Source organism: Trueperella abortisuis (assembly GCF_030811095.1).
GTDB classification, from domain to species: domain Bacteria; phylum Actinomycetota; class Actinomycetes; order Actinomycetales; family Actinomycetaceae; genus Trueperella; species Trueperella abortisuis.
Map to the genome: position 1 here is coordinate 286,679 of NZ_JAUSQL010000001.1, position 12,848 is coordinate 299,526.

The following is a 12,848-nucleotide window of genomic DNA, read 5'->3' on the forward strand; positions in this document are numbered from 1 at the left end:
AGCCCCGCCGTGCGGCGCTCGGCGATGAAGCGGACCGTCGTGGCGCTGGCAGGAGTGTGCGCGTTGGCGCTCGCGGCGGTGAGCATCCTGGCAGGCGTCGCGGCCTTCGCCCTGGCGGCGGGAAAGTCCCGGTACGACGCGGGTCAGTACTCGGCATCGGCGCGAGCCTACGAGCTGGCCACCCACGCGATGCCGGACGCGCTTGGGCGCTGGAAAGCCTACTTCGGCGCAGGTACGGCCCGGCTCAAGGCGGGGGAGGCGGCCGCGGCGATCGAGGACCTGACGAGGGCGCTCGATCTGGTGACGGCGCAGGCCTCGCCCGCCGAGCAGGACCCGTCCGGCGAGCAGGACCCGCCCGCCGAGGAGCGCGAGGTCAGCGACGAGTGCAAGGTGCGCATCAATCTCGCCATCGCCACGATGGCGGTGGCGGCAGACGAGTCCGACCCGGCCCTCGCCGCCGCGGGATACGCCGACGCCGCCAGCATTATCGCCCCCTGCCAGGACGAAGAGTCCATGAAGGTGGGCAAGCAGGCGCAGGAGAGCCAGAACGACGCCGAGGAAGAGGCGGCGCGCCAGGACGCTGAGCGCCGTGGCGAGCAGGGGCAGGAGGCCGACCAGGGCGAGCCCGGCGAGGATAGCCAGGACAGCGAGGGGGAAGCAGGCGAGCAGGACCGGGAGCTACTTGAACGCATGTCGGAGGCCGAGCGAGAACGTCGCGAGTGGGACGAGTATGATAAGAAATTCGGGAGCAAGAACGGAGAAAACTGGTGATTTTCGACCAGGGCAAGCGCCCCGCGATCATCGTGCCGGTGGCGGGCACCACCCCGCAGGTGATCCTCGAGGAGGCGAAGGCGTGCGAGAAGGCGGGCGCCGACGTCGTGGAGTTCCGCGCCGACTACCTGCTGGCGGCGCATCCGGGCACGGACGTCGACACGATCGCGCGCGACCTCCTGCGCGAGCTGTACTCCCAGCTCGCCGTGCCGGTCCTCATCACGTTCCGCACCATGCCGCAGGGCGGCGAGGTGGAGCTCACCCCCTTCCGCTACCGGGTGCTCATGGCCACGATCCTCGACATCCTGATGCAGGAGGCCGTGCCGCCCGAGCGAGTGGGCGTGGACCTGGAGTTCGTCTCGGAAGCCACGCCTGAGCTCGCCGCGCGAGCGGTGGAGCTGGGCTACACGCCCGTCGTGTCGCACCACGAGTGGGAGGACACCCCTGACTCTGAGGTCCTCTACGTCATGGTGGAGGATATGCTCGCGATTCCGACCGCGGTGCCGAAGCTGGCCGTCATGGCGCACAACGAACAGGACACCGCGCGGCTGCTAGAGGTCACCAAGCAGCTGGCGCAGGAGACCGGCCGGCCGCTGATCACCGTGGCGATGGGGGAGGCCGGTATCCGCTCCCGACTGGAGGGCTACAAGTACGGGTCGGTGGCCACATTCGCCACCGCCGGCGCATCGACGGCGCCTGGCCAGCCGACAATCGAGCGCCTCCGAGCGGTGCTCGGAGGCGCTGATCAGGGCGAGGATTAAGCCCGCGTGTGTTGGAGGCTCGGCCGCGGGCCGGGCTACTTGGATTCGCTGTCGGCGGCCGCGCCCTCGACCTGCTCGATCTTGCCGTCGAGCTTGTCAGCGATCGCCTTGAGGGCGGCCTCGTCGCCGGCGATGTACCAGTTGTCGCCCACCAGCGCGGTGAAAGAGTCGCCCGCAGCCTGCGCCCGGTGCATGTAGGCCGAACGCGCGCCCTGGTTGGTGAAGACGCCAAAGAAGTCGCTTTCGGAGCAGGTTCCCTGGTTCCAGTCGCCTTCGGTCCAGTTCGCGCAGGTGTAGCCGGCGTCGACGGCGGCGTTCTTCAGATCAGCCACCGTGTTGTAGCTGCCCGCGAGCGCGCGGACGGTGGCGCTGGCGGATTCGCTGGCGCCGGTGGTCTCGGTGGAGCTGGTCGCGTCCGAACAGCCGGCGAGGGCCAGTGCAATGGTGAGGGTCGCAAGGATCTTCTTCATGTTGTTCCATTCTTCTGAGTGTTAGCCGTGCGCTACTATACTCCTTCCCGTTCCCGCGCTCCTATTCGCATCCGGCAGCGCCACGAGTGCCAAGAGCTCCGTGGGCGGTACGGCGACATCGGCCCCCGGGGCGGAGTGGGCCGTTCCACCCTCGGCGCAAAGTCTGCGGGCGCCCGGCCACCCTCACTAGACTGGCCACCATGAGTGATATGCCGTACAACCGTCTTGGATCCGCAGGCCTTCAGGTCTCCCAGTTCAGCTTCGGCTCCTGGGTCACATTCGGCGGGCAGGTGGACACCGGGCTCGCCAAGGAGCAGCTCCAGGCCGCCGCCGACGCCGGGGTCAACTTCTTCGACAACGCCGAGGTCTACGCCGGCGGCGAGTCCGAGAAGATCATGGGCGAGGCCATCCGCGAGCTGGGCTGGAAGCGCCACGAGTACGTCATCTCCACGAAGTTCTTCTGGGGAATCAACGGCGACATGCCCAACATGAGGAACACCCTCAACCGCAAGTACCTCATGCAGGCGATCGACGGCTCGCTCGAGCGCCTCGGCCTCGACTTCGTGGACCTGGCCTACTGCCACCGCCCGGATCCGAACACCCCAATCGAGGAGACGGTGTATGCGATGAGCGACATCGTCGAGTCGGGCAAGGCGCTTTACTGGGGAACCTCCGAGTGGAGTGCGGAGGAGATCCGCGCCGCCTGGGACATCGCCGACAAACGCAACCTGCGCAAGCCCGTCATGGAGCAGCCGCAGTACAACCTCCTCCACCGCGACCGCGTCGAGAAGGAATACGCCCGCCTGTATGAGGACCTCGGCCTTGGCCTGACCACGTGGTCGCCGCTGGCGGGCGGCATCCTCACGGGCAAGTATGCGGACGGCGTTCCGCAGGGCTCGCGCGCCACGCTCAAGGGCCACGACTATCTGCTTGCCGACGCCGAAGCCTCCCGCGGGCAGGTGCGCGAGCTCGGTCAGATCGCTGGCGAGCTCGGAGTCAGCACCGCGCAGCTGGCCCTCGGCTGGGTGGCCGCCAACCCGCACGTGTCCACGGTGATTTTGGGGGCGTCCTCGGTCAAGCAACTGCAGGAGAACCTCGGCGCGCTTGACGCTGTCAAGGCCCTCAACGACGACGCCGCCCTCAAGGCGAGGATCGACGAGCTGTTCTAAGCCCGCGGCCCGCCGCCGGTAGCGCCGACCACAAGCCCGCCGCCGGTCGGCAAGCTGGCGGCGAGCCCGCCCCGGGCGGTATGAGATCCGAGGGCCTAATGAGCTAGGTTAAGACCCATGCCCGGTATTTTGCTCGTCAACCTCGGATCGCCCGACTCGCCCGCGCCCTCGGACGTCGCCACCTTCCTTCGCGACTTCCTCTCCGACCCCGACGTCATCGACTTTCCGCGCCCGCTGTGGCTACCGATCCTGCACGGCATCGTCCTTCGCACACGCCCCAAAAAGTCCGGCGCGCTGTACGAGACGATCTGGACGGAGGAGGGCTCGCCGCTCGTCGCTATCACGCGCCGCCAGCGCGACCTGCTCGCCGAGGCGCTACCGTGGCAGGTGCGCTTCGCGATGACGTACACCGCGCCGTCGATCGCCGAGGAGCTCGACGCGTTTGCCCGCGAGGGCGTCCGCGAGGTCACCGTGCTGCCGCTTTACCCGCAGTGGGCGCCGTCCAACACCGGCTCGATCGCGTCGCAGGTGCGCGAGTGGCAGGCCACCTCGCCCGAAACCCGCGTGCAGGTGATCGGCCCCTGGCCCACCGAGCCCCACTTCGTGGACTGGCACGCGGGCAAGATCGCCGACGCCGTCACCGCTCTGCCCAACCCGGAACGCGCCCGCATCCTGCTGTCTTACCACGGGGTGCCCGAGCGGCGCGCCCACCGGCCGCACGAATACGTCGTCCAGTGCGAGGCCACCACGTCCGCTATCGACAGGGCGCTTCGCCTACGCGGAGTGAGCAACGACGTCGTGACCACCTACCAATCGAAGTTCGGGCCGGGCCGGTGGCTGACCCCCGCCACGATCGACACGATGGCGGCCCTGCCCGGCGACGGCTTCACGAGCGTGGTCCTAGCCACCCCGGGTTTCCTCGCCGACTGCATCGAAACCCTCGACGAGCTCGACGTCCTCAACCGTGAGGCCTTCGAAAACGCCGGCGGCACGCACTTCGTGCGGGTGTCGCCGATGAATGACGATCCGGCGCTCGCCGACGTCGTCGCCCACCTTCTCGCAGGTTCCGGCGCTTCTCCTACCCCGGTACGAGATCCCGAGGCCGCGGCCGAGGCGAATTAGACGATAATGATCTACACATACGCCGTTGCACAAGGGGATTATTCATGCCTATAGACCAGCCCGCCGGTGCGCCGCGTCGTATCCGCTCCATCGCGCCCGAAGCGATAGCCCCACTCCCACAGCGGGTGCGCGCCTGGCTGGTGCACATCTTCACCATGTCCGGCATGGCGTTCGCCGCGCTCGCGACCCTCGCGCTCATCAACCAAGAGATCACGTGGATGTGGCTATGGCTCGGGGTGGCGCTGGTGGTGGACGGCGTGGACGGCTTCTTCGCCCGCCGCTATCGGGTCAAGGAGGTGCTGCCGTGGTTCGACGGCGGCATCCTCGACATCGCGATCGACTACATTACCTGGACCTTCATCCCCGCGATCTTCATGTACACCCAGCTGGATCTGGGGCCGAAGCCGCTGGCGGGCGTGCTGACGGTACTGATCTTGACGTCCTCGACGCTGTGTTACGCCAACGAAAACTGGAAGTCGGTGGACTACTACTTCTACGGCTTCCCCGCGGCGTGGAACATCGTGGCGGTGATCCTGTACGTGCTCCAGCTGGGGCAGGCGGCGAACGTGTTCTGGGTGGCGCTGTTCATCTTCCTGACAATCGTGCCGTTCTACTGGACTCACCCGTTCCGGGTGCGGCGCTTCATGGCGCTGAATCTGGCGGCGATCTCCGTGTGGATCATCGCCACCGGTTGGCTCGTGGCGATCTTCCCGCGCCAGCCGATGTGGCTCATGGTCTTATTCTGGCTCTCCGGCGGTTGGTTCATCGCCACGGGTCTGATCCGCACCCTGACGGGTCCCGACCGGCCGATCTTCCGTAAGAAATGAGCCCGCGCGGGGCAGACCTATCGCGCAGCTGAACCCATTACACAGCTGAACCTATCGCACAGCTAGCCGCCGGGGCGCTGTCCGGCGGGAAACTAGATCTGCCGGCTGCGCAGGCCCGTGGCCACCGCGCGGTCGCGCAGGTAGTTGAAGCTCTCGTACAGCAGGGCGCCGGCGATCATCGCCACCACCACGGCGTTGACGCCCCACGGGTAGCCGCGCCCGTGCGTCCAGAAGTAGATGTAGGGCGCGATGAACGTGATGAGCGTGACGGCGAACCCGACGGCCCGCAGCCAGGCCTTGTGCGCGGTGAAGAAGGCGACCAGCCCCCACGTGTAGGGAATCGCCGTGACCACGTCCATCGTCCACAGCAGCGCCACGCTCCCGTGGAAGTGCGGCACGAAGGTGACCGGCAGGGCGCGCAGCGCCGAGTAGCCGAAGACCACGACGTAGGCCCAGAACGTCGGGCTGTGCAACGCGCGGTAGAGCCGGGTGGAGGGGACGAGCCGTGCCCCGGCCTCGCGTAGTGTCCGATAGTTGCGCGAGCTGATCGTCGCCGACTCCGCCCCGACAAAGGCCGCCCTGACGAACGCGCGTTGCTCGGGGAGCCCCTCGGCCCACGTCCGTAGCCACGCCGAGGGGCTCATGCCGACGACGACGTGCGGCTCATCCATGTCGCCCAGATAGTGCTCGCTCACCTCGGAGGCGACGACGCCGTCCTTGATCATGCTGAGATCCTGCGGCAGGAACTCCTCGCTGAGCCGGTGGAGAAGGTAGTCGCCCGGCTCGACCCCGGCACCGCGCGCCGTGTTGCGGCCGAAGAATTCCCGTAGTCCCTCCACCCGCGTGGCGGGGACGAAGGCGATGAGGAGGTGCTGGCGGCTGCAGATGACGCGGCGCAGGTCGGTGGCAAGGGCGTCGCGCAGGTCGGTCAGGAGCCGATCCGGCGTCGTGAGCGGAAACTGGTCAAGGTGCTCGCTGAGGCGGTACATGACCAGGCTGATCACGACCGAGCGGGCCGTGAGGTTGCCGAGGCGGTCGATGCCGGAGACGTGCTTGACGGCCGCGGGATCCACGCTCACCTCGCGCAGGACCCGGTAGCTCAACGCCGAATGGCGGGTGAGGATCTTCGGGGTCTTGTCAGCGCCAAAGAGTGCTTGCATGTCTGATCCCTAGAACTTGTTGTCTTGATTGACGTCGGGTGTCTGCGCCTTGGTCTCTCGATGTTTATCATAGAACGGCGAGCGTTTGGCGAATTCCTGATTAAGTAGAGCCGTGCCGTCGCGCTCGACGAGGGTAGGAGTGCCAGAGAAGAGGTTCGTGCCGAGGCCGAGCCGGTCGCCGTCGATCGTGGCTCCGATGGCGGAGAGAATGGTGGGGAAGAAGTCGAAGGACGCGTACTGGCGGTTCTTCGTGATCTCTTTGGGCAGGTCGGTTCCCTGGACCGGGTTGAGGATGAGGTTGACGACCGTGCGGTTGTAGCTCTTGTCCCAGTCCTTGAAGAACTCCTTGTCCATGGAGCGGTGATCGCCGGTGATGACGATCGTGGTGTCAGCGGCCCAGGGCTGGTCGAGGATCCACTCGACGAGCTTGACCGTCTGGGCTTGAGAGTAGTGGATGACGTTCTCGTACTGGGTGGGGAAGGGCTGGTCGGTCATGTTGGGGGAGAGGTAGCCGTCAGGCCAGTGCGTGTCGGCGTTCTCGAGGATGAAGTAGAAGGGCTTGTCGCCGTTTCCGCGTTCGGTGAGGACGTCGCGGGCATAATCGTAGAGCTTGTCGTCCTCCACGCCCCACCAGACCATGTAGTTCTTGGGCACGCGGCCCTCGGCCCTGAAGGTGGTCAGGTCGTGAATGGTGAAGTCGCCGTGGCGGCGGTAGTAGTCTCGCACCCCGCCCCAGGTGGAATCCGAGCCGACCATGAAGTCGGTGGCGTATCCGGCGTCGTGAAGGAAATCTCCGATGGTGGGGAAGTCCGGGTAGGACATTTGGGTTCCGTTGCCCGCGCCCGAGGCGAGCATGGGCGTGCCGGCCCACATCGCCACCATCGCCGCGACCGAGTGCCCGGTTGCGTAGAGCTGCTGCGGGCCGCCGGCGAGCTCGTTGTGGGAGAAGGACACGCCGCGGCGCGAGAGTTCTGCCAGCTCCGGCATGACGTTGTATTCCCTGTACCCGCCGAGGTCTGCCGAGTAGAAGGAATTCTCGATGGACTCCATGTAGATGTGGATGAGATTGCGTTTCTTCTGCGGCAGATGCACGTTGTCCGGCGTCGCCATGACGAAGTTGTTTTCGATGTAGTTGGAGGTGACGAACTGCTGGCGAATCATGTCCGCAAGGGGGAGGGCGTGGGCGGCGTAGGCGATCGATCCGGCGAGTGTTGCGAGCATGGCGACGAATGCGACCCCGCGAACGTGGCGGAAACGCAACGGGCGCCGCGTCGTTGACTGAGGCTGGTCCGCGGTGGCGGGTGAGGCGTCGACGCCTCGTCCGAGGACAAGGTCTGAGCTGATGAGGCCGATGCAGGCGCCGACGAGCGCGAGCCAGGCGGTGGGGGCGATCATCAGATTGATGAACTCCAGAGCGCGTTCGGGAGTCGTCTCTCCATTGCCCTGAGTGAGGATGAAGAGGATCTGATCGGCGGTGACGTTATCGACCGAATCGGTGATGACCTTCGGGACGAAGGTGAACAGTGCGATCAGGGCCCCGAGAACGGCGCCGGCCAGTACCGAGGCGAGTTCGCGCAGGCGCCACGGGCGGTCCTTGTAGGTGAAGTGACGCTGTGAGAGCCGAAGAAGGGCAAGGATCGCCAGGCCCAGAGCGAGAACGAGGAGGAAATACACCAAAAGAAGCCACGGCGAGGCAGTCGTGCCATAGAAGAAGGTGCCGGCGCGGGCGAAGGTCCACCCGATCGTGAGCGCGGCGTTGCTGACGATGCCTGCGGCGATTCCGCGGGCAACCGCGCGCACGTTGCCCCCGAACATCCTTATCGCGACGATTAGGAGGATCGTGATTGTCAGTACTTGGATAGCGAGAAACACAGCTTCTGATTATAGGTAATCCTCGCCGGTATGAACTCATACCGGCGAAGTAGCCGCGGGTGGGCGGGAGCCGGGGCGCGATGGCGCCTCGGGTGGATCAGGCGGTTTCGGTGGCGAAGGTGGCGAAGGTGGCGTTGAATCCCTGCGCGGAGGGGAAGACCTCCGAGGATCGCGCGGTGGTCGTGAGGGTCTCGTTGAGGTGGTCAATGCCGAGCCTGATCGCACCCAGGCAGATCGCGCGCGGACCGAGCGCCGAGATGGAGACGTCGGGCATGATCGGGCACCAGCGGGCGAGGTTGGCGACGAAGCGGTCCAGGAAGAGGTCGGAATACGCGGAGTATTTGCCGCCGATGACGAGGTGGGAGGGGCCAAGCGCGAGGACCATGGCCGCCGAGCCGAGGCAGAGCGCGTCGGCGAACTCCTCCACGGCCGCCAGCGCAGGGCCGTCGCCCGCATATGCGGCCTCGAACACCTTGCTCCGGGAGCCGGGATGGGTGGCGTAGTGGTGGGAGATGAAGGTTTCGGCCTCGATGTCCTTCCACCGGATGGCCTCCAGCTCGCCGATCAGTCCGGCGCCGCCGAGGTGGCCGCGGTGGATGCGCCCGTCGATGATGGCCGCGGCGCCGGTGCGTTCGCCGGAAAGAACGTAGAGGACGTCCGAGTGCCCGCTCGCGGCGCCGAGCCAGGATTCGCCGAGGGCGCCGAGGGCGCAGTCTCCCGCGACGATCGTCGTGCGCCCGAGTTGTGCGCTAACCTCCGCGGCGATGTTCGTGCCCTGCCAGCCGGGCATGCCCGTGCCGCCGAAGAAGGTGACCGTGCCGTCGTTAATCACGCCGGGGGAGGCCACGGCGCACAGCGTCAGCTCCTCGGGCGCCACGCCGGCCTGCTCCATCGCCTTCCTTCCGACGGCGACGGCGGCGCGGATGCGTTCGTTGGCTGGCATGCCCGCGTCTAGCTCCTCCGTGCGCTCGCCGAGGAAGTCGCCATGGAAGTCGGCCACGATCGCTGTGCAGTGGTGGGCGCCGACGTCGAGGCCGAGCACGACGACCGTGCGGGGGTTGACCGCCCAGCGCGTGGCCGGCCGCCCCAGGGAATTATCCGGCGTGACCTGGGTGAGCCAGCCGAGCGCGGCGAGATCGGCCACGACGTTCTCGGCCGCACGCCGCGACACGCCGATGTTCGCGGCAACGGCGGAAATCGACAACGGGCCGCAGAGCAGCTCGTTGAAGGTGTTGAGGAGGTTGACTCGGCGTTGGACTCGGCGCGCCGCTCCAGGTGTGTCGTGTAATCCGGTTGACATACATAACAAACTATCGTAATAATTCTCTTACGGCAAGACCTCCGCGAAGAGGCGCAGGTCAGAAGCCCATTCCAAGATTGGAGCATAGATGCAAGCATCTGCCATCTCGGCACAACCAAGCCCGAGAGGAGCCGAGCGAACCAGCGGAAAAGCGCCACGGCGCCGTCGATCTGACGCGCGCGCCGCCGCACTTTACCTCGCCCCGGCAGTGTTCGGATTCGTCGTGTTCTACCTCGTGCCGATCGTGCGCGGCTTCCAGATGTCGCTGACCGACTGGAACCTGCTCGAAGACCCGCGGTGGGTCGGCTTCGACAACTACGCCCGCCTGCTCGAGGACGCCACATTCATCAACGCGATCAAGGTGACGGTCATCTACGTGGTCGTCAACATCACCACCCAGACCATCCTCGGGCTGCTCATCGCGATGCTCATGATGCGAGTATCGCAATCGACGCTGATCCGCTCCACGCTCCTGCTTCCCTGGCTCATCCCGAACGTCACGATCGCAGCGATCACGCTGTTCGTGCTCGATCCGACCGTGGGCCTGCTCAACCACCTCATCGGCTTCCTCGGCGTCGGCCCGATTTCCTTCTACGGGGATTCGTCAATCGCGATCTACACCGTCGCACTCGTGAACTCGTGGCGAAACATGGGCTACACGGGCCTCCTCCTGTTCGCGGGTATGCAGACGATCCCGAAGATGATCTACGAGGCGGCCGAAGTCGAAGGGGCCTCCACGTGGCAGACCTTCCGCCACATCACGGTCCCGCTGCTGCGCCCGATCCTCGTCATGGTCGTCGTCGTGTCGATGATCGGCTCCTTCCAGATCTTCGACACGGTCTCGGTGGCCACCTCGGGCGGGCCTGGCAACTCCACGCGCGTGATCTACCTCTACATCTACGAAAAGGCCTTCCAGCAGTTCGACATGGGATACGCCTCGGCGATGGCGGTGGTGCTCATGGTCGCACTGGTGGTGCTCACCCTCATCCAGCTCAAACTCGCACGGTCAAGCGAATCGGATATGGACTGACATGGACATGCGAAATCGAATCATCTCCCGGCCCGCCCGCAGCGAGCGCAAGGTGCAAAAGAAGAACCACGGCAAGGTGGCCGGCTGGGGCCTGCTGATCTTGCTCATCATCGTCACGCTGCTGCCGCTGGTGTGGGCGCTACGCACGGCCATCACCCCGAACGCCGAGATCTTCAACGGCAACTACTCGCTCATCCCGGACAACGCCACCACCATCAACTTCAGGCGCGTGCTCGGCATGACCACGCCGGAGGAGAACGTCGCCGCTGGCGGGACGGCCGCCGTCATCAACTTCTGGCTCTACATGCGCAACTCGCTGATCTTCGTGGCGGTGCTCGTCTTTGCCCAGGTCGCGACGTCGACGATGGCGGCCTACGCCCTGTCCCGCCTGCACTTCAAGGGCCGGGACACGATCTTCGTCATCCTGCTCACCGCCCTCATGATCCCGCCGATCTTCATCGCGCTACCGAACTTCGTGCTCATGGACGAGCTTGCCTGGATCAACACCTTCCAGGGCCTGCTCGCGCCCTACGTGCTCATTTGCCCGTTTGGCATCTTCTTCCTGCGCCAGTTCATGCTCTCGCTTCCCCGCGAGGTGGAGGAGGCGGCGATGGTGGACGGCGCCTCGCGGTGGACGGTCTTCATCAAGATGATCGTCCCCATGTCAGCGGCACCCATCACGACCTTGGCAATCATCCAGGCGGTCTTCGGGTGGAACGAGTACATGTGGCCCCAGCTCATTGCGAAGGCTGACGACGTGCGGTTGCTCAACGTCGCGCTGTCCGTCTTCGCCCAATCCTCACCCTCAACCCGACCCGACTGGGCAGGACTCATGGCGGCGGCAACACTGCAGGTCATCCCCATGTTCATCCTCCTCATCATCTTCGGTAAGCGCCTGGTGAACTCCCTGGGGCTGACCGCGGCGAAGTAACTCATCGACCTGCCGGCTCCGGCCGGAACACACACGGCTCTCAACGAAAGGAACAACGATGGCCAAGTCATACAAAGTCGTATCGATCGCGGCTGGACTCGCGCTGGCACTGACGGCGTGTTCAGGAACGTCGATCTCAGGCGGCTCCGGGAAAACATCCGGCGCCACCGGGGAGGCGAACGCGAAGGAGGTGACCTACCGCCTGTGGGACCCGGGCCAGCAGGCCACCTACCAGCGCTGCGCCGACGCGTTCGAAAAGGAAAGCGGAATCAAAGTCAAGATCGAGCAGCAGGGCTGGGACGATTACTGGGCCAACCTCACCACGGACTTCGTCTCCGGCACCGCCCCGGACGTGATCACCAACCACGTCCAGTACTACCCGGACCTGGCGAGCAAGGGCCAGCTCCTTGACCTGAACACCTTCCTCAAGGACGGCGATGTCGACTTCTCCAAGTACACGGGCGATCTAGCGAACCTGTGGGTCAAGGACGGCGCCCGCTACGGCATCCCCCAGGACTGGGACACGATCGCGCTGGTCTACAACAAGAAGATGGTCGCCGACGCCGGCGTGCCCGAGACCGACCTGCGTAACCTCACCTGGAACCCGACCGACGGCGGTAGCTTCGGCAAGCTCATCGCCCACCTGACCGTGGACAAGAACGGCGTGCGCGGAGACGAGGCCGGCTTCGACAAGGACAACATCGACGTATACGGCTGGGGCCTGGAGAAGGGCGGCGGAATCGTCGGCCAGGGCCAGTGGTCGTGGCTCGCACTGTCGAACGGCTTCGAGTACCTGGACAAGAACCCGTTCGGGACGAAGTACCAGATGGACGACCCCAAGCTGATCGAGGCCATCTCGTGGTGGCAAGACCAGATCGCGGCCGGCTACGTCACCCCGCTTTCGATCGCGGGCCCGCTCGGCCTGGAGCCCATGATGGAGCAGGGCAAGGCCGCGCTCGTGCCTGACGGCTCGTGGCGCATCAACATGTGGTCGTCGTCGACGACGAACGAGTTCGGCTTCGCCCCGCTACCCGAGGGCCCGCAGGGTCGCAAGACGATCATCAACGGCCTGGCGCCGTCGATCACGAAGCAGGCGAAGAACCCGGAGGGTGCGTTCGAGTGGGTCAAGTTCCTCACCTCGGACAAGTGCCAGTCGATCGTCGCGAAGGACGCCATCGTCTTCCCCTCGCTGATCGAGTACTCGGAGAAGGCCGTGGCCGCGCATGCGGACGCCGGCCGCGACGTCACCGCGTTCACCGATATCGCCAAGGACCCGGCAAGCCTCGCCTACTACCCGATCACCGACAAGGGCAACGAGATCGGTTCGGAAGGCCAGGTAACCTTCGATGAGATCGAGCAGCTGACCGTCAAGGCCGCGGACGCCCTTCCGCAGCTCAACGAGAAGGTCAACAAGATTCTGACGAACTAGGCCGCC

12 protein-coding genes are annotated in these 12,848 nt (G+C 65.7%); 8 read left to right on the forward strand and 4 right to left on the reverse strand.

Annotated features, from left to right (window positions below):
• Window positions 1-24: 24 nt before the first annotated feature.
• Together J2S45_RS01135 and aroD are read left to right on the forward strand one after the other, a co-directional pair.
• Window positions 25-771: a hypothetical protein gene (locus J2S45_RS01135; protein ID WP_307634263.1), complete on the forward strand. Its 747-nt coding sequence runs from the start codon at window positions 25-27 to the stop codon at window positions 769-771.
• A complete protein-coding gene (aroD, locus tag J2S45_RS01140; protein WP_307634264.1) occupies window positions 768-1,532 on the forward strand; it encodes a type I 3-dehydroquinate dehydratase in 765 nt (254 codons plus the stop codon). The genes J2S45_RS01135 and aroD overlap by 4 nt, the downstream gene beginning before the upstream one ends.
• 35 nt (window positions 1,533-1,567) lie before the next feature.
• On the opposite strand, the gene J2S45_RS01145 is transcribed toward aroD, so the two are convergent.
• Window positions 1,568-2,002 (reverse strand): membrane lipoprotein lipid attachment site-containing protein, encoded by a 435-nt coding sequence (locus J2S45_RS01145; protein ID WP_307634265.1) that lies wholly within the window; start codon window positions 2,000-2,002, stop codon window positions 1,568-1,570.
• Window positions 2,003-2,202: 200 nt separating this feature from the next.
• Between J2S45_RS01145 and J2S45_RS01150 the strand changes: the two genes are divergently transcribed.
• The 3 genes from J2S45_RS01150 to J2S45_RS01160 all read left to right on the forward strand — a co-directional run bounded on the left by J2S45_RS01150 (window position 2,203) and on the right by J2S45_RS01160 (window position 5,120).
• Window positions 2,203-3,171 (forward strand): potassium channel beta subunit family protein, encoded by a 969-nt coding sequence (locus tag J2S45_RS01150; RefSeq protein WP_270973464.1) that lies wholly within the window; start codon window positions 2,203-2,205, stop codon window positions 3,169-3,171.
• 117 nt (window positions 3,172-3,288) lie between these two features.
• Window positions 3,289-4,293 carry a ferrochelatase gene (gene hemH, locus J2S45_RS01155; protein WP_296929897.1) on the forward strand — a complete coding sequence of 335 codons (1,005 nt, stop codon included), beginning with the start codon at window positions 3,289-3,291 and terminating at the stop codon, window positions 4,291-4,293.
• A gap of 44 nt (window positions 4,294-4,337) precedes the next feature.
• On the forward strand, window positions 4,338-5,120 hold the full coding sequence (locus J2S45_RS01160) for a CDP-alcohol phosphatidyltransferase family protein (protein WP_307634266.1): 783 nt from the start codon (window positions 4,338-4,340) through the stop codon (window positions 5,118-5,120).
• Window positions 5,121-5,212: 92 nt separating this feature from the next.
• Here the strand turns inward: J2S45_RS01160 and J2S45_RS01165 are convergent, their stop codons facing one another.
• From J2S45_RS01165 to J2S45_RS01175, 3 genes are all read right to left on the reverse strand, one after another.
• Window positions 5,213-6,280 carry a hypothetical protein gene (locus J2S45_RS01165; protein ID WP_296929903.1) on the reverse strand — a complete coding sequence of 356 codons (1,068 nt, stop codon included), beginning with the start codon at window positions 6,278-6,280 and terminating at the stop codon, window positions 5,213-5,215.
• A gap of 9 nt (window positions 6,281-6,289) precedes the next feature.
• Window positions 6,290-8,152, reverse strand: coding sequence for an LTA synthase family protein (locus J2S45_RS01170; protein WP_307634267.1), 1,863 nt, complete (start codon window positions 8,150-8,152; stop codon window positions 6,290-6,292).
• 97 nt (window positions 8,153-8,249) lie between these two features.
• Window positions 8,250-9,452 (reverse strand): ROK family protein, encoded by a 1,203-nt coding sequence (locus J2S45_RS01175; protein WP_307634268.1) that lies wholly within the window; start codon window positions 9,450-9,452, stop codon window positions 8,250-8,252.
• A gap of 88 nt (window positions 9,453-9,540) precedes the next feature.
• Between J2S45_RS01175 and J2S45_RS01180 the strand changes: the two genes are divergently transcribed.
• Genes J2S45_RS01180 through J2S45_RS01190 form a run of 3 tightly spaced genes read left to right on the forward strand, consistent with a single transcriptional unit; the run spans window position 9,541 to window position 12,842 of the window.
• Window positions 9,541-10,482 (forward strand): carbohydrate ABC transporter permease, encoded by a 942-nt coding sequence (locus tag J2S45_RS01180; RefSeq protein ID WP_307634269.1) that lies wholly within the window; start codon window positions 9,541-9,543, stop codon window positions 10,480-10,482.
• Between the two features lie 7 nt (window positions 10,483-10,489).
• The gene (locus tag J2S45_RS01185; RefSeq protein WP_296929913.1) at window positions 10,490-11,413 is read left to right on the forward strand and encodes a carbohydrate ABC transporter permease; all 924 of its coding nucleotides are present in this window, start codon (window positions 10,490-10,492) and stop codon (window positions 11,411-11,413) included.
• A 58-nt stretch (window positions 11,414-11,471) separates the two neighbouring features.
• Window positions 11,472-12,842 carry an ABC transporter substrate-binding protein gene (locus J2S45_RS01190; RefSeq protein WP_307634270.1) on the forward strand — a complete coding sequence of 457 codons (1,371 nt, stop codon included), beginning with the start codon at window positions 11,472-11,474 and terminating at the stop codon, window positions 12,840-12,842.
• Window positions 12,843-12,848 lie beyond the last annotated feature (6 nt).

Coding starts and splice junctions, on each gene's coding strand:
- J2S45_RS01190 (WP_307634270.1), top strand. CDS start 11,472: ATGGCCAAGTCATACAAAGTCGTATCGATCGCGGCTGGACTCGCGCTG.
- J2S45_RS01185 (WP_296929913.1), top strand. CDS start 10,490: ATGCGAAATCGAATCATCTCCCGGCCCGCCCGCAGCGAGCGCAAGGTG.
- J2S45_RS01145 (WP_307634265.1), bottom strand. CDS start 2,002: ATGAAGAAGATCCTTGCGACCCTCACCATTGCACTGGCCCTCGCCGGC.
- J2S45_RS01175 (WP_307634268.1), bottom strand. CDS start 9,452: ATGTCAACCGGATTACACGACACACCTGGAGCGGCGCGCCGAGTCCAA.
- J2S45_RS01160 (WP_307634266.1), top strand. CDS start 4,338: ATGCCTATAGACCAGCCCGCCGGTGCGCCGCGTCGTATCCGCTCCATC.
- J2S45_RS01165 (WP_296929903.1), bottom strand. CDS start 6,280: ATGCAAGCACTCTTTGGCGCTGACAAGACCCCGAAGATCCTCACCCGC.
- J2S45_RS01180 (WP_307634269.1), top strand. CDS start 9,541: ATGCAAGCATCTGCCATCTCGGCACAACCAAGCCCGAGAGGAGCCGAG.
- J2S45_RS01150 (WP_270973464.1), top strand. CDS start 2,203: ATGAGTGATATGCCGTACAACCGTCTTGGATCCGCAGGCCTTCAGGTC.
- J2S45_RS01135 (WP_307634263.1), top strand. CDS start 25: ATGAAGCGGACCGTCGTGGCGCTGGCAGGAGTGTGCGCGTTGGCGCTC.
- hemH (WP_296929897.1), top strand. CDS start 3,289: ATGCCCGGTATTTTGCTCGTCAACCTCGGATCGCCCGACTCGCCCGCG.